The organism is Pseudomonas cichorii, from assembly GCF_003700275.1.
GTDB classification, from domain to species: domain Bacteria; phylum Pseudomonadota; class Gammaproteobacteria; order Pseudomonadales; family Pseudomonadaceae; genus Aquipseudomonas; species Aquipseudomonas cichorii_B.
Genome location: NZ_RBRE01000014.1, coordinates 100,992 through 120,730 on the forward strand (window position 1 = coordinate 100,992; position 19,739 = coordinate 120,730).

Below are 19,739 nucleotides of genomic sequence, written 5' to 3' on the forward strand. Positions count from 1 at the left end.
GCTAATGAATTTCTAAACAGACTCAACTCTGACATGGAGCATTGTGGATTCTGTAACAGTGTGCAGGTCGCCCGCGCATTGCACGCAGGCGACCTGTCTGGCCTGGGTCAGAACGTGGTGCGCAAACCTACTTGCACGCTACGGCCCTGGGCCGGTGCGATATCGCGCAGGATCGAGCTGGCGTAGCGCACCGTCTGGTTGGTCAGGTTCTCGCCATTGACGAAGGCCAGCCATTGGCTGCCACCGAGGTTGAAGCGATAACCGGCACTGGCGCCCAGTGTGGTGTAGCCATCGGTGCTGGATTCATTATCCGGGACCCGATGCTGAGCACTGGCATGTTCGATATCGATGCGCGCCTGCCACTTGTCCAGCTCCCACAACAGGCCGCTGTTCAGGCGCAGAGGCGCGATACGGGGCAGGGCTTCGCCGGTGTCCAGGTTGGTGGCACGGGTGTAGTCGCCAGACAGCTCCAGCGCCAGGCTACCGTACTGGTTTTCGCCCAGCTTCCAGTGATCCTGCGCCTCGATACCGCTGAAGCGGGCCCGGACGCCTGCATAGTTGAATTCCGGAATCCCGCTGGCATCGTCATTACCGTCCTCGTCGACGCTGCGACCGCTGCCCAGCAGGCCGATGTAGTTGGAGAAGTGGCTGTAGAACACGCCTGCACTGCCTTTGTGGGTGCCGTTGTCAAAGCGCAGCGCCAGGTCGCTGGAAACCGCTTTTTCTTTCGACAGGTCGGCATTGCCGCGCTCATAAGTACCGGTGGCGACGTGAGCACCATTGGCATACAGCTCGTAGAAAGTCGGGGCCCGTTCGGTATAGCCCAGCGTCGCGGCCAGCGACCAGACTGGCGTCAGGGTGTAGACCGCGCCCGACGACAGGCTGCCCGCAGTGAATTTGCTCGAGTTGTCGGCGGCAGCGAAACGCTCCTTGCCCTGGGCATCCGGATCGACTGTGGTGTGCTCGATACGTCCACCCAGGCTCAGCTTCAGGCGCTCGGTGGCTTGCAGTTCTTCAAGAATGAACAACGCCCCGGCATCGGTATCGGTCTGTGGTACGAACGCTTCCTCGCCCAGAGCCGAAAACTCACTGCGGGTCACTTGTGCGCCGACGACGCCGTTGAGTGGGCCGATCGGTTGATGACGGGCTTCGATGCGGGCTTCGTAGCCCTTGTTCTTGAAGGTGGTGCCGACTTCACCGCCTTCGATTTCGCGGTGTTCGTAGTCGGTGTAGCCCGCATCGAGCTTGACCGAGGTGAAAGGGCCGGACAGGTTGCGGATCTCCGACGCGAAGGCGTAATGCTCCTGCTGCATGCGGATACGCACGTCCTGCTCGGCAGGCGATCCGTAGTTGGAATCGTAGTTGCTGTACGACACACCGGCGTAGCCGTCATCCCAGGTGTAGGAACCGCCGACCGCACCGCCGTCCTGGCGTCCGTCGCTGTTGCTCAGGCGTTTTTTCCTGTCGCCGTCTTCGCTGCCTTGCGCGCGCAGCTCGCTGGTGCGGGCATAGCCGGGGATACGCAGGTCATTGAACTCGCGAGCGTTGGCGTCGATGTGCAGGGCGAACTGGCCGTTGCCGGCTTCCAGCTTGCCCGCGCTGCTGCGGGTCGTATCGGCACCGCCGTAGCGAAGTTCGCCAGCGCCGTGGATGCCTTCGATGGCTTCGGTGGGAATGCGGTTATCGAAAGTATTGACCACGCCACCGATAGCGCTGCCGCCATACAGCAAGGCGGCCGGGCCACGTACGACTTCGATGCGCTCGACATTCACCGGGTCCAGCGGTACGGCGTGATCATAGGACAGCGACGAAGCATCCAGGGCACCTACGCCGTTACGCAGGATACGAATCCGGTCACCGTCCATGCCGCGGATGATCGGGCGGCTGGCTCCCGGACCGAAGTAGGACGAAGAAACTCCCGGCTGCCTGTTCAGGGTTTCACCCAGGCTGCCTTTCTGCTCAAAGGTCAAGGCATCGCCTTCCAGAACCGTGCTCGGGGTTGCCAGTTGATCGCTGCCCAGCGGGTTGGCAGTGATGACCTGAGGTTGCAGCTCAAGGCTTTCGGCGGCATATACGGGAGCGGCAAGCAGCAGGGCGGTTGCCAGTGGCGTCAGACGCCAGAGCAGGTTGTGGTGTATCGGTGACATAGGGGTTTCCTTGGCGGGGCATGCGGGAATGCCCCAGGTCGAGAGCTGCGTGGAGGTGTGTAATTTGTAGTTACAATATAACATCTCTTTTTGGCTGAAAAGCGGAACTTTCGACGTTGCGTGCAGGAGTATTCCCGGAATCGGCTCGACGAAACTTATCCCATCTCACGCTAAGCTCTTCCTACCTTCTGATGGCTCGGCTAATGTGCGCACCTTTCGCATTCATCACGCTTGAAGGTCAGTCATGACAACCACCACCAACGACCCCCTGCACGGCGTTACGCTTGAACAGATCCTCAAGGCTCTGGTCGAGCACTACCAATGGTCCGGCCTGGCCGAGCGCATCGACATTCGCTGTTTCAAGAGCGATCCGAGCATCAAGTCCAGCCTGACCTTCCTGCGCAAGACGCCCTGGGCTCGCGAGAAAGTGGAAGCGCTGTACGTGAAGCTGCATCGCAGCAAAGGCTGGTAAATACGCACGGCATGGACGCTGGCCTGCAAGGAACCAACGATGCACAGCGAACATCCGCAACTGGCGCAGGGACAGCGTCGCTACGCGCTTATTGCCGCCTGCCTGGGCTGGTCCGGACTGGCGATCCAGATGTATCTGATTTTCTGGGCACGCTGGGCCGATCAGGCCAGCCTGCTGGGCGGACTGGTCCGGTTTTTCAGCTTCTTTACCGTCTTGAGCAACACGCTTGTGGCTGTAGCACTGACCTGTGCATGGAGTCAGCGACAGTCGCGGGGTCATGGCTTTTTTCGCAATCCGGTGGTGTGCGGCGGCATTACCGTCAGCATTGTACTGGTGGCCATCGCCTATAACCTGCTGCTGCGCCATTTGTGGCAGCCACAGGGCTGGCAGTGGATCGCGGACGAACTGCTGCACGACGTCATGCCGCTGCTCTTTGTGCTGTATTGGTGGCTGTATGTGCCCAAAGGCAGACTGCGCCTGACTCATGTTGCGCTGTGGACGCTGTACCCGATATTCTATTTCGGTTACGTCCTGCTGCGCGGCGATGCGATAGGGGATTACCTGTATCCCTTTATCGATGTCGGCACTCTTGGTTACAGCCAGGCTTTTCTCAATGCCCTGGGGGTGTTGACGGGATTTATTGCGATTGCCCTGGTATTGCTGGGAGTGGACAGGCTGTACAAGCCTCGCGAATGAATTGGCTCCCGCACGTGCAGGAGCCAATCACTGGCGAACGGGCGCTCAATCAGCTCTCGTCGTGCTCATCCAGCCGCCAGTAACCCGCTGCCTTGACGAACCCGTCATCAAGCTTGAACTCGTCTAGCAGCACACGGCGTATCTTGCGTGACAAGGCTGCTTCGGTAGCGACCCAAGCGTAAAGCTTGCCTTCAGGCAGTGTCAGACCGCGGGTGACGTCCAGCAGATGCTGTTCACCGCGAACCACCCAACTGACATCGACCTGTGCCTGGCTCTGCAAGACCTGTTGCTCATCCGGACTCGCGATCTCGATCACCACCCGTGCCACGCGATTGGCCGGCAGTGATTCCAGGCGCCGGGCAATGGCCGGAATGGCGGTTTCGTCGCCGATCAGCAGATAGCTGTCGAACATGTCCGGCACCACCATCGAACCACGTGGCCCGGCGATATGCAGGAACTGCCCCGGCTCGACCTGAGCGGCCCAGGACGCGGCAGGTCCTTCGCCATGCAGGACAAAATCGATATCCAGCTCGCCTGTCGTTTCGTCATAGCGACGCGGTGTGTAGTCACGCATGGCCGGGCGCGGGCCGTCGCTGTTGCCGCCAGGCGTGAAGTTTTCCAGTGCCGCCTGTTCTTCGGGCGTCTGGGCGAACAGGAGCTTCACGTGGTCATCGGTGCCCAGGCTGATAAAGCCTGCCAGTTGCGGCCCGTGCAGGGTAACGCGCCGCATCAGCGGCGTCAGGTCGGTCACGCGCAGCACTTCAAGCTTGCGTACCTTGATTTCATGATTGACGCGATGGATCGACTGCTGCGAATTCATACGGACTTCTCCGACACGGATTGGGGACCATCGACGATGGATTTAGCGGTTTCATTGAGCAGGTCGCGAACCCGAAGAATCTCTTCCGGGCTCCAGCGGCCGTGGTGCATTTGCAAGGCATGACGCAGGTTATGCACCGCTTCATGGATTTCCGGCGGCCGGTCATGTCCGCGCAGCGAGCGCTTGCTGACTTCGATCCGCATGCGCACACCATCCAGTGCCACGGCCTGGTCGGCCAGCGATTGCAGGCCGCGATCAGTGATGGTGTAGAGCTTCTTGCCGGCCTGGGCATCCCCCAGGATCAGTTCGCTTTCTTCAAGAAAGGTCAGCGTGGGATAAATCACTCCGGGGCTTGGGCTATAGGCGCCATCGAACATGCTTTCGATCTGGCGGATCAGGTCATAGCCATGGCAGGGCTGCTCGGCAATCAAGGCCAGCAACAACAGCTTCAAGTCGCCCGGAGCGAATACCCGTGGGCCGCGTCCGCCGCGTTCACGGCCAGCGCGTTTTTCAAAACCGTCGCGGCTTTCGCCATATTCGCGAAGCGCAGGACGGTCGTGGGGGCGGTGAGGGTCATCACGCATTTTCTTCATCTCCCGTAACGATTTAGATATACCTTAAGATATATCTAGGCGTGTTCGCAAAGAGATAAAGACGAACGGTTCTTATTTGTGAAGCGGGGGCGAATCGTTTTGCGCCGTCATGGGCGCTGAAGGCGTGCCGCACATGGCATGTCCGCCATTTTCCAGATAGGGCATCAGAATTGGCGCCATGCCTTTGAGAACCTGCACCGGCAAGGCCGAGGTAAAGCGGAAGCCTTCGGCGGCGCGTCCGGGAACAAAGGCCGTCAGCGTGCCGAAGTGATTTTCCCCAAGGTAGAACACAAAGGTGGCCGTACGGTTAATGGCTCTTGAGCTGATAATCCGGCCTCCCGCACCTATGCTCTCGATCCGGTTGTCGCCGGTGCCGGTCTTGCCGCCCATGGCCAGGATGCTGCCATCCTGCAGTTTAAAGGTTCCCTGTACGCGCTTGGCCGTTCCGCCATCGACCACCTGCGACAGCGCTTCGCGCATGGCCGCAGCGACTTCTGAAGGCAGCACGCGCTTGCCCAGTTCCGGATTGCTGGTCAGCACGGTTTCATAAGGTGTGTCGGCCGCAAAGTGCAGGCTGTCGATACGCAGTGCAGGCAGGCGAATGCCGTCGTTCTGGATGATGCCGATCAACTCGGCCAGCGCTGCCGGGCGGTCGCCCGAGCTGCCGATGGCGGTTGCCAGTGACGGCACCAGATGATCGAACGGATAACCCACCCGCTGCCAGCGTTGCTCGATGTCGAGAAATGCCTCGACTTCCATCATCGTGCGGATCCGGCTGTCACGGGCGCTCTTGTGCCGACTCTTGAACAGCCAGCCATAGACCTCCTGACGCTCGTGGCGACTGGCAGCGACGGCATCCTTGAACTGCGCTTCAGGGTATTTCAACAGATAGCCGAGCAGCCACAGATCCAGGGGATGGACGCGGGCGATGTAACCCTGATCCGGCAAATCGTAAGCTCCCGGCCCATAGTTCCTGTACAGCTCGGTCAGGCGTTTTTCGCTGAGTTTCTGGTTGCTTCCTGTTTCGGGCAGGTGGGCACGAACGAAGGCGTTGAACGTACCCTGATCGGCGCCTGGCAACAGATAGCGATGCACTGCCGCCAGACGGATCGCGGTGGGATGAATGCCATCGAGAAAGGTGTCCAGCCGTTCCTGAATGGTCTTGTCCTTGTAGCGTTTCCAGAAGCGCAGCAGAAAAACCGTGCCTTCGCGGTCGGCAAACTGGCTCAGGTATTCCTGGCGACGCGGGTTGTCATCATCCTTGAGCAAGGCGGCGCTGTTGTTCGGCGCCTGATAGGTGCTGTAGCGCACCAGGTCACGCATCAGACGAATGAAAGGCAGGTTGATCGACTCGCGCAAGGACTCGCGCAGGGTGGGAATCCGCTCATTGTCTTCGCGGCGGAAGTTGTTGAAACGATGCAGGCCGCCACCGGTAAAAAAGCTTTCGCCAGGGCTGGCCGAATATTGTCGATCCAGGGCTGCGGAGAGCATTTTCGACAGGTCCCGATCCTTGCTCTGGATCAGATAATCCACGGCCCAGCGGGTCAGTCGGTCAGGTTCTTCGACCGGGCTCTTGCGCAGTTCCGTAACGCTCATTGCCGCGTAGCGCGCATGCAATTCGGCAATGATCTCCAGATAAGTGGTAAGCACCCGCATCTTGGCGGTGGAACCCAGCTCCAGCTTGCTGCCTTCGTTGATGTCGAACGGCTGGTCGGTACTGTCGGTCTGCACCCGCACACGCGAACCGTCCGGACCACGCTCGAACAGGGTAAAGCTGTAACGCACCTGAGCGGTACTGGCCGGACTCAGTAGCCGTTCGCCGAACAGACCGATCTTTTCCGCGAAGGCCGGGTTCGCCAGATCGCGCAGATACTGGCTGACGCTGGTTTGCAGTTCGCCCTGCAATGTACTGGTAGCCGACAGGTCGAGCCGGTCCAGATCGTAGAGCGAGCGGTTGAGCAGGTTGGACAGCCGAGTGCGTGCAACGCTGATGCCCTTGTTGCTCTCAATGGGCTGCATTGTCGGTTGCTGGACCCAGTCACGGTAGGTGATCGTGCTGGCCAGTGCTGCATCGGCCAGCGGTTGCTCGATGACCCTGGCCTGGGCAAGCAGGCGCAGATGACTGTCAGTGAGATCTGCGAGCTCCAGTCGGCCTTTGGTCAGGTAGTAGGACGGACGCCGCTGGGCAATCACCAGCGCTAACACCTCGCGCAAGGCCAGGCCTTTTTCTGCCAGCCCCCGGGCGTCGTTTGGTTCGGAAGCGAGTACCTGATTGCTCCTGGCAAAGTCGGCTCCGAACCAGACTCGCAAACCTTCGGCCATGCCATGCACTTCGCCATGGCCGGGTACGGCTGACAACGGCACGCTGTTCAGGTAGTCGCGCACCACATGTTGCCGAGCCTGCAAGGTCTGCTCGCCAGGCAGGTAAGCCCGTACACTGGCCGAAATCATCTGCCGCAGCTTTTCCGAACCCGATTGCGTCAAGCCGTCAGGTGAGTGGCGATACTTCTCCAATTGAGTCGCCAGGGTACTGCCGCCTGCCGACTGACCGGGAATCGCAACGATTTTGGCCAGTTGCGACAGTGCCGCCTTGGCGAAGCGCGGCCAATCCACCGCCGGGTTGGCCTGCGGTTGCTGCTCATCGAGCAGGTCGCGGTTCTCAATGAACAAAAGGCTGTCCACCACCAGTGGCGGGATGGACGCAAAGTCGGGATAGAGTTGTTGCGGATAGCGAAACTCATAAAGTGGTGAGCTGCGGCAGTCGGTAATCGACAGGCCTGCCTGGATCTTCTCCTCATAAGGGACGAAAAAACCGTGCTGGGTGTAGCGCAACAACTCGGGAGAAAAGCGTGTCTGCCGGGTAATCAGGTAATCCCGTTTGAGCAGGCGCGACAGGAACTCATCCAGTGATGAATAGCCCAGGCGCTTGTCAAAAGGCCCATCGCCGGGATAGATCACTGCATCGCTTGGGCCGGGTTGTACTGTGTAGCTCAAGCTGGCGGCAAAACGGCTGAACTCCCTGGCCTGAAGCCTGGAGCTGCGGCTTTCGACGGCAATGGCAGCACCCAGAGCAACGCCCCCCATGACCAACACGACCCAGAACACCCTCCATCCGTAACGCTTTCGGCGTTTGGGGCTGGGCATGGGGGAGTCATCCTGACGATCAGCAGAAATCACGTCTTGCCTGGTATCGGAATGCCGTAATACGCCCATGATCGATTGGCCCGGTCACCCTGTTAGTCGCACTTGTCTCAAGCTTAGACGGTGGTCAGGGTTGCGGGAAAAATTGTATGAGCGCGTGGGAAAAATCAGTCGCAGAGGCCTGAGTGAGGGACCGCCCGCCACAAAGCGCCTGGCAGGCATCGCATAGGGGAAATATGTGGCAAGAAAAGTTGCTGATTAGAGTAAGGATATTCTGAGTGCTGCAAATGTTTATATTGTGTAGGACTTTTCTTTTAATGTTATTCGGTATTGATCTTCATGGAGGCTGTTGATTATGTCCGGTTTGTCTGTGGCAAAAGCCACACCTACCTGATTGAATATTGAGAGAACTATCATGAACAAAAACAACAAGCAGCTGGGCCATGCCTGGATGGCAGGCGTGTTATTGACCATTGCGAGCCAGACTTTTGCACAAGTCGAAAGTATCGTCGAGTCTTCAACGACCTCCGTCAGGCACAAGGGGGAAACCCAGGAGGTCCTGATGACGGGCTCCACTTTTCTGGATGATCGTATTCATCAACTCGGCCACACATTACAGAGTGATACATCGGAACATCGCTATCACTTCATCGCACGCCGTGGTCAGGATGTATTGCTGTCGATACCGCAACAGGCTGGATCAAGCCCGCTATGGAAAGTTGAATATCAACTCGAAGGTGGTGAATGGAAAATCAAGAGTGACCAGACAGCTGAAGTCATTCGGGATCTGAAACCGGGGACGCGGGTAAATATCCGGGTAAGGGCTAATGACAATGCCCGATTTGACAAGGCGGATTACCAACTGGTTTTTGGCTCTTACCCCTATATGCGCTATGAGCTGCGCAGTGAGGAAGGTTTTCTGAAAATCCCCCAAGGGTTGACCCAACCTCCCTTTCTGGCCACTCAGGCTTATCGAAGGGTATTGCTGAATGCCACGTTTACCGATAGCAAGGATCATCCATTGGCAGGTGGTGTCATGGATTTCAGGCTGGAACCTCATGCAGGTTATAAAGAGATTCATGAGGTTTTCACCTCTGACAGCCGTGGACGAATTTCACGCTTTATCGAATTTGAACGTTGTGAAGGCGGTGAACTGGCGGGTAACTTCGTGCACAAGAGTGTCAGCCGCAACATCTGGAGCACCCGTTATAAAGTCGGGAAGTACAGCGCAAGCAATGTGCTTGCTGGCAGCCTGGAAGATAAGCCCCATGAGTATGCTTTCGGGCATATCTGCCAGCGCACTTTAGTCAGTGGAGCGAATTAAAATGGAACGGTTCATTCGTATGCTGGTTTCCGGGCTTCTGCTGATCATGGCCTGTCACTCCTTTGCACAGGTTGCGGAGAACGCGGAGGCTTCTGCTGGAAGTGTCACCCAATTGAGTGATCGACTTCATCAAATCGATCAAACATTACAGAGTGTCACAACCATCCATGACTACAGCTTTATATCGGTACGCGGCCAGGATGTATTGCTGGCCACTCCAGGCGCTGACATGAGCAAAAGCCTGTGGAGACTCGAATATCAGGTGGACGGTGGCAAATGGGAACCCAAGACATCCAGCAGCCCTGTGCCGATCAGAAACCTGAAGCCCGGTTCCGAGGTCAAGGTCCGCGTGCTTGCCGCGGCAGGAGCACAGTTCCAGCAGGCCGCTTATCGCGTGGTTTTCGGTTCCTATCCTCACATGCGGTACGACCTTCATCACGAAGAAGGTTTACTGAAAATACCCCATGGTTTGACCGAGCCTCCGTTCCTGGCTACTCAGGCTTATACGAAGGCATTGCTTGAAGCCTGGTTTACCGATAGCAAGGCGTTTCCATTGGAGGGAGGGGTAATAGAGTTTGAGCTGGATTTTAAAAATGGGAAAAAAAAGCTTAGCAAGAGCTATATTTCTGATATCGCTGGGAAGGTTTCAGAGCTTGTCGAATTTAATCGTTGCGAAGGCGGAAAATATGCGGGTAATTTTGTCCATAAAAATGATGTAAAGGGGCGGAATACATGGGGCACCCTATACAGGGTTGGGCAGTATAGTGCGCTTAATGTGCTTCTAGAAAATATGGCAGATAAACCGCATGAATATGATTTCGGTCATATATGCAAGCGAACACTGGTTAACTGGTCAAGAAATTAAAGTATTTATGGCTGGAAAGTGCTCAGCCCGATTCGTTCAGGCTGAGTACTTTTTCACCACTTAGGCTTTGATATCAATTATATGCGTTTCGCGTTTTTCTGCATTTTGATGAATCTGCTTTATCCACTCTTCATTTAAATTGTTTTTTCTGATTGCCACGATTTTTCCGTAATCGATGGTGTCCTGAAAATTCAGAAGGTTCAGGTTGTATTTTCCGCCAAATGTCTCGGTGTCATGATCGACCAAGGTCATCATGGTTCTTGCATGAGACTGAACACTTTCCTTGAATGAATCCATGTCGTTAAGGGCTTTTGTGAGCCATTTTATTTCATCCTCGCTCAGGCTGTTGTCATAGGAAATGACCTTGATCTCTGCATCATCGCCAAGCGTATAACTGAAGCCTTTACTGGCCAGATCTGGTTTGAGTTCGATGAGTTCCTTTCTGAACCTGTCGTATATGGACTGTTGAATTCTAAGTTGTGAGGCAGATTTCATTTCCTCAAACCTAAGAAATTTTTCTTTGGTCATCGGCGTCTTGGTCTCTTCAGCACCGATCTTGCCGTTGTAATAAAATTCTCCCTTCCATGGCTCCTCCTCTCGCGTATAGAACGCTTTCGCCCGTGCTTCCTTGCTCATGGCTTGCTCAGCCTTGGGGGGTGTTATTTTTTCGGCGACTGTTGCCTTGGCCTGAGTGGGTAATTGGAGGTTTGGCGTAAGTGATATGACGTTACTTATTTGCATTTTTCTGTTCCTCGCGGAATGATTGACTCTTCCTGGATAACGGCTTTTTCAAGTAAAACTTTGCCTGGTAATCCTGTGGGAAAGTTCCGAGTAATTGCCTCGGTGAGACGCAGTTAGCAAATGGCAGGCTGTAAGCAAGAGGGCGAGCCGGTATTTGTTTGGGCTTATGGGTCAAGCCTTGATATCAATCATATGTGTTTCGCGTTTTTCTGCATTCTGATGAATCTGCTTTATCCACTCGTCACTCAAATCATTTTTTCTGATTGCCACGATTTTTCCGTAATCGATGGTGTCCTGAAAATTCAGAAGGTTCAGGTTGTATTTTCCGCCAAATGTCTCGGTGTCATGATCGACCAGAGTCATCATAATTCTTGCATGAGACTGAACACTTTCCTTGAATGAATCCATACCGTTGAGGGCTTTCGTAAGCCATTTTATGTCGTCCTCGCTCAGGCTGTTTTCATAAGCGATGACTTTTACTTGTGCGTCATCGCCCAGCGTATAACTGAAGCCTTTGTTGGCCAGATCTGGCCGCAGCTCGACAAGCTCTTTTCTGAAGGTGTCGTAGTAGCATTGTTGTTGGGTTAGATGTATGTAGGCGGATGAGTCTAAGTCTCGCAGATAGATATCCTTGGTCATTGGGCGCAGTTCAGACTTTATAAAGTCATCCCCGTATATATAAAATTTCCCCACCCAAGGCTCTTCCTCGCGAGTGTAGAAGGCTTTTGCCAGTGCCTCCTTGGCACTCATGGCCGGTTCTGTTTTGGGCGGCACTGTTTTTTCAACACCTGCACCATTGGGTCGGCTGACTGTTTGAGGTTTGACAGTGCTTGATGTAACGCTATTTATATTCATCGCTTGTGCCTTCTCGGATAATTGACTCCCTTTTAGTAACGGCCGCTGAGCGTAAAACTTGTCCTGATAAAGTTGTAGGAATAATCCCAAGAGAAAGAGTTGGGTTGAATTTGTGGGATGTTTCTCTATTTTATGTAGGGTTGTTGACAAGTTTTTTATAGTTGGATTATGTCCACTGTTAACGAGGATGTATTTCAAGCGAATAATAAAAAGCGGGGTTGGTATGCTGGGTTTAAAGGGATTTGATTTGTTGATGTCTTTGGTTCTGATAACAGGCTTTTGTCAGAGCGTATCCGCAGACTTGCAGGTGCCTGTGGAGCAAAAGATGTTGGAGCCCAAATTGACCGTGCTTACCGACAAGTTGCATGCATTGAAAGATAGCCTGGCTCATGCAGAGGACACGCACATCTACAGTTTTACTGCCGTGAGAGGGCAAGGTGTCATTGCCAGATGGTCTCTTGCGCCTTCGGTCAAACTGGAAATCAATGATGGCGCTGCCTGGCGTTCGCCTGAGAACGCTCAGGAAGAGGTGCTCTTTTCGTTGAAACCGGGGCAGGAGGTCAGGGTCAGGCTTTCCCAGCGCAGAGATTTTCCTTATGTGGCGAATGAAAGTTACCGTTTGATCTTCGGCTCTTTCCCCAGGCTCGCCAGGGTTCGGTTAAAAGACCAGCCTTATGGCATGGCCAGAATCCCTGCCGGTGTTTCCTCGTTAGGGCAGTTTTCCTCTCAGGGAATCAGCAGTCTGGTATTGGAAGTCGATATGACCGATTCGACCGGAAAACCTCTGGAGGGTGCGGCGGCCTCGCTCGGTATTGATTTGCCGCAATCCACTCTTCCCGAGATCGATGATTGGGTTGTCAGCGATGCTTCCGGCAAGGCAACGAAAACCATCGATATCGGACGTTGTGTTGGCGGTAGAGATGCCGGGAATTTCATTGATAAGCATCAAGCGCAGAGCGCATGGCGTAGCCAGTACCATGAAGGGAGCTGGATTGTTATCAACAGTTTTGCACCCTTTGATGGTCCGCACGCACCCGTTCCCGACAGAGGTCAGATCGGCCACATTTGTCATCAGCATTTGATCAGGCAAACCCCCTGAACAGGGCGGTCATCGGCCCGACTGGCACATCCTGACTGGCCAGTCGGTTGCAGCGACTTTGCTCAGGCCGCCACCGCCCTCGGCGATTTCCCCAGACGCTTGTTCAGCTCCAGCCCATTTGCCATCAATACCATCAGGCCCAGGCCGACAACCGCGGTAGTGACCTGCATCGGCCAGGTATCACCCGCCAGGGCGTTGGCCATGTCGGCCAGTGGCGCGAGCAAAACACCGAGGCAGAAGATTTCCAGCGAGTAGCGCCCCATGCGACAGGTTTGCTGCGCTGGCCAGTTGTCGAGCCAGGTGTGACGGGTTGGCAGCAGTTTGGCGACCACGTAGACCAGTGCCAGAAAATGCACGAGACGGGCGGGTGCCAGATCGGTCTTGCTGATGGGGTAGAGGCTTTCCAGGCCGATGGCCGAGGCCAGCATGCCATGCAGTTCAGGCCATTTCTCGCTGAAGGTCAGCACGCCGGCGATCAATACATACACGGCCGCCACCAGAAACAGCGGTTGCTGGCGCAATGCACGATGTTCGCTGATGACCGGCTTGTCACGGGTTCGCAACGCACAGGCCCCGCCCAGCACGAACAATAGCTGCCAGGCAACGGGATTGAAGTACCAGACCCCGCCACCTTCGTAGGCGCGCAGGTTCCAGCCAAACAGCGGCACCATCAGGTACAGCACAATCGACAGGCCGACCGCCACTTCCAGCTTGCGCAGCATCAACGGCAGGATCAGCGGCAGTGCCAGCAACAACAGGATGTACAGCGGCAACGGGTCGGTCAGGTTGGGTTTGAAGCGCAGCAGCAATTCGTCGGCCAGGGCCTGTTGCGGATTGCCGACAAAATATTCGAGGCCCATCTGCTGGACCATATCGCGGGTATCAACATGGTTGTTGGCCACAAATACAATGCCCATCAACAGCGTGAGCAGGAAGATATGCACCACGTACAAGACCCAGGTACGGCGCAGGATACGCACGCAGGCCACCAGCATGCCGTCGCGCTGTGCAATACGCCCGTAGGCCAGGATCGCAGCGTAGCCGGCCAGAAAGACAAAAATCTCCGCTGCATCGCTGAAGCCGAAATTGCGCACGGTCAGTTGTGCCAATGGGTTGTCGGGCACGTGATCCCAGAAAATGAAGATCAGCGCCAAACCTCGAAAGAAGTCGATTCGATAATCGCGTCCGTCAGGCATAACGGTTGGCTCTTGAAAGTTTGTCGATTAGGTAAGGATCAACCCCGTTGGGCTGAGGTTCCGCACCGCCAGTCAGTGTCGTTCGGCGGCGCGGCAGGGTGGCGTTAATCAACAGGAAATGCAAAAGCCGGGCTATTACAGAATGTCTCCGTAGTGTTTCAGGCTATTCGATCTCGGCAGGCTCGAAGCTGTCCGAGCGCGCCATTTGCCACATCCGTGAATAGAAACTGTCGTCCTGCACGCCATTGAGCAACTGGCCCGGTTGCAGGAACACATGGGTCTGCGAGAACAGTTTGATTTCCGTCGCCGATACGCGCCGCACCAGATGCCGGGCTTCCAGTTGTGAAGGCTGGTCAAGCCCGGCAGCAGCGAGCATTTCGGCCAGCCCCTTGAGGGTGTTGCGGTGAAAGTTGAATACCCGCTGGGCCTTGTCCGGCACCACCAGGGCGCGTTGGCGCAAGGCATCCTGGGTCGCGACGCCGGTCGGGCATTTATTGGTGTGGCAGCTCTGCGACTGGATACAGCCGATGGCGAACATGAAGCCGCGTGCCGAGTTGGCCCAGTCGGCACCGATGGCCAGTACACTGGCGATGTCGAAGGCGCTGACGATCTTGCCACTGGCGCCGAGCTTGATCTTGTCCCGCAGATTCAGGCCCACCAGGGTGTTGTGCACGAACAGCAGGCCTTCGCGCATCGGCGAACCCATGTGGTCGGTGAACTCTACCGGTGCGGCACCTGTGCCACCTTCGGCGCCGTCAATGACTATGAAGTCGGGATAGATGCCGGTTTCCAGCATGGCCTTGGCGATGCCCATGAATTCCCAGGGATGACCCAGGCAGAACTTGAAGCCTACCGGCTTGCCGCCGGACAGCTCGCGCAGTTGAGCGATGAACTGCATCAATTCATACGGGGTCGAAAAGGCGCTGTGCCGCGACGGTGAAATGCAGTCCTCGCCCATCATGATCCCACGGGTTTCGGCGATTTCCTGAGTCACTTTGTGTTTGGGCAGGATCCCGCCATGGCCTGGCTTGGCGCCCTGGCTCATCTTGATTTCGATCATGCGCACCTGCGGATCCCGGGCTTGCACCGCGAAGCGCTCCGGGTCGAAGCGGCCATCGGCTGTGCGGCAGCCGAAGTAGCCGCTGCCCAGTTCCCAGGTCAGGTCGCCGCCGTGTTCGCGGTGATAAGGGCTGATGCTGCCTTCGCCGGTGTCATGGGCGAAATTGCCAAGTCTGGCACCCTGGTTCAAGGCGCGAATCGCATTGGCGCTGAGTGAACCAAAGCTCATGGCCGAGATATTGAAGATCGATGCCGAATACGGCTGGGTACATTGCGGGCCGCCGATCAACACACGAAACGAATTGGGATCGCTCAGCGGCGCCGGACGCATGGAATGGCCGATGAACTCGAAACCGGCTTGATAAACATCGATCAACGTGCCGAACGGTTTGTCAGCCGTTTCGTTCTTGGCCCGCGAATACACCAGCGAGCGCTGTGCCCGGGAAAAGGGCAGGGCGTCGCTGTCGGATTCCAGCAGGTACTGGCGAATTTCCGGGCGGATGGCTTCCACGGCGTAACGAATGTTGCCCAGGATCGGGTAATTGCGGCGTACCGAGTGTGGCGATTGCAGTAGATCGATGACACCGACCACGCTCAGCACAGCAGTCAGCAGGGTGAACGGCCATAGCCATTCGTGATGCCAGAACGGCAGGCTGAACAGGGTGAACAGCACACAACCAACGAAGACTGCATAGCGACTGAGTAGCGAGAGACTCATACGACATCCTTGGACTAATGGCGGTTTTCTACACAGGCGCCCTGTCTTTTTGCCGCATCGGGCCGCAGGGCTGCCTATACATCGATTGCCGGCTAACGAGCCGTTGCATGAGAAATGTAGCAGGCGGGCGATAAATGAATAAGGGCGAAGACCGCTATGTTGCGGTTCTTCGCCCTTGATCGGGGGGTATTGTCAGTTGGCAGGGTTGGTCGGCTGGTACTGGAAGGTCGGGCCGGTAAAGACTTTAGGGTCCGGTACTCCGGCCATCATTGCCTTGGCCTGGCCCTTCAGCGACATCATCAGGCCCATTGCGGTATTCATTCTGCTGGCACTCGAATCACCGTTGAACAAGGCATGCAGCGACTGCAACAGGCTGGTGTAGGTGTAGTTGAAATTGTCGTTGGCGAAGGATTGCACCGTGCCCGGCTTGTAAGGGCCCGGATCGGTGGCGACCGGGTAGACGCCCTTGTGGTCGAGGGTTATCGGGTCACCGGCATAGGCGTATTTATCCTCAGGCGTCGGGCCGCCATCAGGGGTTGGGACCAACCGCTTCCCTTTCTGGATCTGCATGAAACGATAGTAGTGCGCGTAGCCTGGACCGACTTTTTCGAGTGGTGAAAGCGAAGTGCCTTCACCCTGGTCGATGATGGTCCGAATGGCTTGTCTGGCTGTGGCCACATTATGGACCACCACCGACTCCCGCATCAGATCAGGGCCGACCTGATTGGGCGAGGGATTGAGAAAGACGTCTTCGCCAAGCTGTTCTATGGCGTCCGCGATGGCGGTATAGAACTGTCCGATGGTGAGATATTTTTGTGCGGCGAGCAGTTTGAAGTCGAGAGCATGTTCAGGCTCCTCGATCTGCAGGAAGGTCTTGAGTTGTTTCTGTGAGAACGGAGCCAGATGCACGGTCAGGTCCGATTGCACGCCACCGGGCAGCGGGCCCGGGTAGTTGGGGATAAAGCCCGGTGAGTCGATGACAGGCGAGCCGCCGAGGGCGTTCATCACATTGCTCGCCAGGGTCATGTGTAGCATTTCTTCGACGACCACCGAGGAAACGATGGCGGCGATTTCCGCATTCTTGCTGGCATCAAGCGAGTAGAGCGCATACAGGTAAGGCGGGATTGTCGAGTGCTCCAGCTCGATGGCCTGTTGAAGCGCTTCAAGCACCGCTTGTACCGTTACGGTCGGACCTTGCAGGCCCGCAATGGTCGAAAGTTGAAGACGAATCATGGGCATTACCCCCTTGGGGATTGGTTGATCAGACGACGAGCAACCGCTGCGGCTTTACCACCTCGAGCGGCGTTTACCGGGGCGGCTTCTTCCGGGGGCGTGGAGGAGGTTGTTTCACGGGTCAGGTGTGCCGCTTCGGGTTCTGTCCTTGTGCCCGGCAACGGGTTCTTGAGCCAGGCAAGAATCGCCTGACGCTTGGCGGGAGAAAGGTCCCGGGTTACGGGCATCGAGTTGGCGTCGTGGATATCCAGGCTGAACGCGAGGGTCAGCAATCCGGCTGTTTTCACGACCGAGTCGAAATCGGCCATGTTCAGGAAACGCAGCATGACCGGGTAGAGGTTGGCGTATTGCTGGAAGATCGGCTGGATATCGTCCCAGGTCGGTGCTGCGGGAATGCGGTAGCCGCTCCAGAGCAGAAAGCTGATGAAGTCCCACTGGTTGACAGGGCCTGCATTCATGCCTGCATCTGTGAAAGCCGGGCGAATGCCGTAGACCTGACCGTCGATTGCCGAGTTGCTGTTTTTGAAGCTGCGAGGGACGCCCGGATCGCTTGTGCCGAGTGACAGCACGGCTTTGCCGTTGACGTCTGTGACTGCCGTTTCGGCGAATTGCAGCGCGTTTTCCGGTTTCCCTACCGGCGGTGGCTTCATGACCAGGATTGGGTCGGGTGATGCTTGTAGCTGAGAAGGGTCAAGCGTGAATGACACCGAAATCCCTGCCAATGGCTGGCCATACTGCATTGCGTAGACAGGGATATCGACTTTTTCGTCAGGACTCAGGCGATAGACAAATTTGTCGGCACGTATGAATGCTGCATTGGCCCATTCGTTGATGACGATGCCCTTGTTACCCGACAAGACCAGCACATTGGTCCGGGCAATCTGAAGCTGCTGCGCCGACAGCGGCAATACCACGATGCCAGCGGTCTTTGCATACCAGTCGGCATTGCTCGAATAGCCATCAATGCCCTGCGACGCAACGGTGCCGAGAGGAATGATGGTGCCCGTCGGACGTGTCGGCGTCAGAAGCGGCTCATAAGCGCCGAGCTTCAGATCACCGAGGTCATTGAGGCCTGCACCCGGAGCTGTTGTGGAGAGCGCATTACCCAGATCGAGGTAAATGCAACTCGCTCCTGTGTCGATGACGGCGGGGAAGAAGTTGATACCGCCCACGGGGGTGAAGAAGTTTCCCTGAGGTGAGGCAGAGGCCATGAAGTGGCGGCCAATCACCAGATGTCGAGGCTCGTCGGCCAGATAAGGCCCTATCGTGCCTGCGATGCGACCGCACATGAAGTCCGGCGATGTATTGGTCATGTTCAGGCCGTCAACATTGAACTTGATTGACAGCAGTCCTGTAGTTTCGGTGGTTTGTTTCAACTGGCTCAGAAATGTTGAGCCTGAAACATCGCCCCATTGCAGGTTGTTCAACACCGATTGATACGTTGCACCCGCACCGATGTCTCCCGAGCCCGAGCCGGTTGCGCGATCCCATATATCGATGAAGGCAGCAGGCAGGAATTGCCCGCTAAGAAGCGTATCCCCATTGATATCCGCGATTCGCACCTCCAGGCCCCATATTTCCGATACCAGTTGCTGTTCGGGGTCAAGGTCGACCATCTTTGCCGGCACCCGGCTGTTGGCGTCGGCGATGATGTAGCGCAGTACGGGATCTGACTGATTCACTGCTCCCGCCGGGGTCCATGCCGAGTTTATGGTGCAGCCCAGTAAACGGAAGGCTGCATCACCCTGCGGATTGAACCACCCGTTAGGTGGCTTCATGTGCGGGCCTTCCAGTTGTTGATAGCTGGATTTGAACGCAGCATTGTCATAGTGGCCGGCATCGTTGTTTACCGTCGATACATTCGCCTGGAATTTCCCGGCAAAGTGCAGCCTGAGGGAGTTCAGATAACTCACGTCGAATACCTCCTTGTTGCGTCCATGTTGCGAAAGGTTGTGTCCGTACTGCGTCCTGCTAAAAAGCGTGCTCAGGTGTTGAAGTGTTCAATCAAGCCGACCGGATTGCCTTCCGGGTCCTTGAACATCGCGAAGCGGTAGCCATCGATAGCGGTGGGCGACATCAACGCCGATCCGCCAGCAGCAAGCGCAGCTTCGAGTACCGGTTCCAGTGCATCGACCAGCAGGTAGAAGTTATGTCCGGGTTCAAAACCGGGAAGGTCAGGGTCAGCCTGTCCGATGCCGCCGAGCAGCGGCGGAGTGCCGGCCGGGAAGTGGATATAGGAAAAGCCGCCTGTTCCGCTCTGATACTGCCAGCCGAACACCTGTTGATAGAAAGCCCTGGCGGCTGCGGAGTCCTTTGCGATGATTTCAAACATCACCGCTGGATGCCGGTTGCCGACTTCATCCGCAGCTCCTTGAACATTGCGTCCGGCGAAACCGGCCAGCGTGTCGAGAAACTGCACGGTGGTGTAGGGCTTGCCATTGGCCGACACAAAGCAGTGGCCGTGCTGCGCCACAAAATTGCTGAAGAGAGGGCCGTTCACATGGGCGAGAAATGCATCGGGGCTGGCATAGCTCTCGAAGAACAGAACCAGTAACGGCTCTGCGGGCGGCAGCGATTGCAATCGGTCATCGGCGCCGAAAGGCGTATGCACCAGATAAGTGAGAGTTCCGGGTTCGTTGGCTTGCACATCGAGAGCCAGTTGCATCAGCGCCTGGCGTGCTTCGATTTCCTGGCCTGGCAGGATGAACCAGTGCGAAGTCAGACTGATCGGCATATTTCCTCCTTGGCTTTGTGCGAAAAGTGACTGTGCTCGGTGATGC

Annotated in this window: 16 protein-coding genes; 5 read left to right on the forward strand and 11 right to left on the reverse strand. The window is 56.4% G+C overall.

The window, feature by feature from the left end; translation table 11 throughout:
- Positions 1 to 107: 107 nt before the first annotated feature.
- Positions 108 to 2,147 carry a TonB-dependent receptor gene (locus ALQ04_RS03790; RefSeq protein ID WP_122314520.1) on the reverse strand — a complete coding sequence of 680 codons (2,040 nt, stop codon included), beginning with the start codon at positions 2,145 to 2,147 and terminating at the stop codon, positions 108 to 110.
- A 244-nt stretch (positions 2,148 to 2,391) separates the two neighbouring features.
- Here ALQ04_RS03790 and ALQ04_RS03795 point away from each other — a divergent pair, with 244 nt between their 5' ends.
- Complete coding sequence (locus tag ALQ04_RS03795; protein ID WP_122314521.1) at positions 2,392 to 2,619, forward strand: VF530 family DNA-binding protein; 228 nt, start codon at positions 2,392 to 2,394, stop codon at positions 2,617 to 2,619.
- A 39-nt stretch (positions 2,620 to 2,658) separates the two neighbouring features.
- Positions 2,659 to 3,315 carry a Pr6Pr family membrane protein gene (locus ALQ04_RS03800; protein ID WP_122314522.1) on the forward strand — a complete coding sequence of 219 codons (657 nt, stop codon included), beginning with the start codon at positions 2,659 to 2,661 and terminating at the stop codon, positions 3,313 to 3,315.
- Between the two features lie 49 nt (positions 3,316 to 3,364).
- Here the strand turns inward: ALQ04_RS03800 and ALQ04_RS03805 are convergent, their stop codons facing one another.
- From ALQ04_RS03805 to ALQ04_RS03815, 3 genes are all read right to left on the reverse strand, one after another.
- Positions 3,365 to 4,135: a siderophore-interacting protein gene (locus tag ALQ04_RS03805; RefSeq protein WP_122314523.1), complete on the reverse strand. Its 771-nt coding sequence runs from the start codon at positions 4,133 to 4,135 to the stop codon at positions 3,365 to 3,367.
- Positions 4,132 to 4,728: a PadR family transcriptional regulator gene (locus ALQ04_RS03810; RefSeq protein ID WP_122314524.1), complete on the reverse strand. Its 597-nt coding sequence runs from the start codon at positions 4,726 to 4,728 to the stop codon at positions 4,132 to 4,134. The genes ALQ04_RS03805 and ALQ04_RS03810 overlap by 4 nt, the downstream gene beginning before the upstream one ends.
- 72 nt (positions 4,729 to 4,800) lie before the next feature.
- Positions 4,801 to 7,941, reverse strand: a complete 3,141-nt coding sequence (locus ALQ04_RS03815) for a transglycosylase domain-containing protein (protein ID WP_122314525.1) — start codon at positions 7,939 to 7,941, stop codon at positions 4,801 to 4,803.
- Between the two features lie 343 nt (positions 7,942 to 8,284).
- On the opposite strand from ALQ04_RS03815, the gene ALQ04_RS03820 reads away from it, so the two are divergent.
- On the forward strand, positions 8,285 to 9,193 hold the full coding sequence (locus ALQ04_RS03820) for a fibronectin type III domain-containing protein (protein WP_259644892.1): 909 nt from the start codon (positions 8,285 to 8,287) through the stop codon (positions 9,191 to 9,193).
- A gap of 1 nt (position 9,194) precedes the next feature.
- On the forward strand, positions 9,195 to 10,058 hold the full coding sequence (locus ALQ04_RS03825; RefSeq protein WP_122314526.1) for a hypothetical protein: 864 nt from the start codon (positions 9,195 to 9,197) through the stop codon (positions 10,056 to 10,058).
- A 60-nt stretch (positions 10,059 to 10,118) separates the two neighbouring features.
- Here ALQ04_RS03825 and ALQ04_RS03830 read toward each other — a convergent pair whose 3' ends face one another.
- Positions 10,119 to 10,799: a hypothetical protein gene (locus ALQ04_RS03830; RefSeq protein ID WP_122314527.1), complete on the reverse strand. Its 681-nt coding sequence runs from the start codon at positions 10,797 to 10,799 to the stop codon at positions 10,119 to 10,121.
- Positions 10,800 to 10,970: 171 nt separating this feature from the next.
- The gene (locus ALQ04_RS03835) at positions 10,971 to 11,654 is read right to left on the reverse strand and encodes a hypothetical protein (protein ID WP_122314528.1); all 684 of its coding nucleotides are present in this window, start codon (positions 11,652 to 11,654) and stop codon (positions 10,971 to 10,973) included.
- A gap of 223 nt (positions 11,655 to 11,877) precedes the next feature.
- Between ALQ04_RS03835 and ALQ04_RS03840 the strand changes: the two genes are divergently transcribed.
- On the forward strand, positions 11,878 to 12,753 hold the full coding sequence (locus ALQ04_RS03840; protein ID WP_122314529.1) for a hypothetical protein: 876 nt from the start codon (positions 11,878 to 11,880) through the stop codon (positions 12,751 to 12,753).
- Between the two features lie 62 nt (positions 12,754 to 12,815).
- Here the strand turns inward: ALQ04_RS03840 and ALQ04_RS03845 are convergent, their stop codons facing one another.
- The 5 genes from ALQ04_RS03845 to ALQ04_RS03865 all read right to left on the reverse strand — a co-directional run bounded on the left by ALQ04_RS03845 (position 12,816) and on the right by ALQ04_RS03865 (position 19,693).
- A complete protein-coding gene (locus ALQ04_RS03845; protein WP_122314530.1) occupies positions 12,816 to 13,949 on the reverse strand; it encodes an OpgC domain-containing protein in 1,134 nt (377 codons plus the stop codon).
- Between the two features lie 163 nt (positions 13,950 to 14,112).
- A complete protein-coding gene (locus tag ALQ04_RS03850) occupies positions 14,113 to 15,726 on the reverse strand; it encodes an FMN-binding glutamate synthase family protein (RefSeq protein ID WP_122314531.1) in 1,614 nt (537 codons plus the stop codon).
- Between the two features lie 192 nt (positions 15,727 to 15,918).
- Complete coding sequence (locus tag ALQ04_RS03855) at positions 15,919 to 16,959, reverse strand: ferritin-like protein (protein ID WP_183142103.1); 1,041 nt, start codon at positions 16,957 to 16,959, stop codon at positions 15,919 to 15,921.
- Between the two features lie 5 nt (positions 16,960 to 16,964).
- Positions 16,965 to 18,872 carry a hypothetical protein gene (locus ALQ04_RS03860; protein WP_122314533.1) on the reverse strand — a complete coding sequence of 636 codons (1,908 nt, stop codon included), beginning with the start codon at positions 18,870 to 18,872 and terminating at the stop codon, positions 16,965 to 16,967.
- 71 nt (positions 18,873 to 18,943) lie between these two features.
- Positions 18,944 to 19,693 (reverse strand): antibiotic biosynthesis monooxygenase, encoded by a 750-nt coding sequence (locus ALQ04_RS03865; protein ID WP_183142104.1) that lies wholly within the window; start codon positions 19,691 to 19,693, stop codon positions 18,944 to 18,946.
- Positions 19,694 to 19,739: the final 46 nt, after the last annotated feature.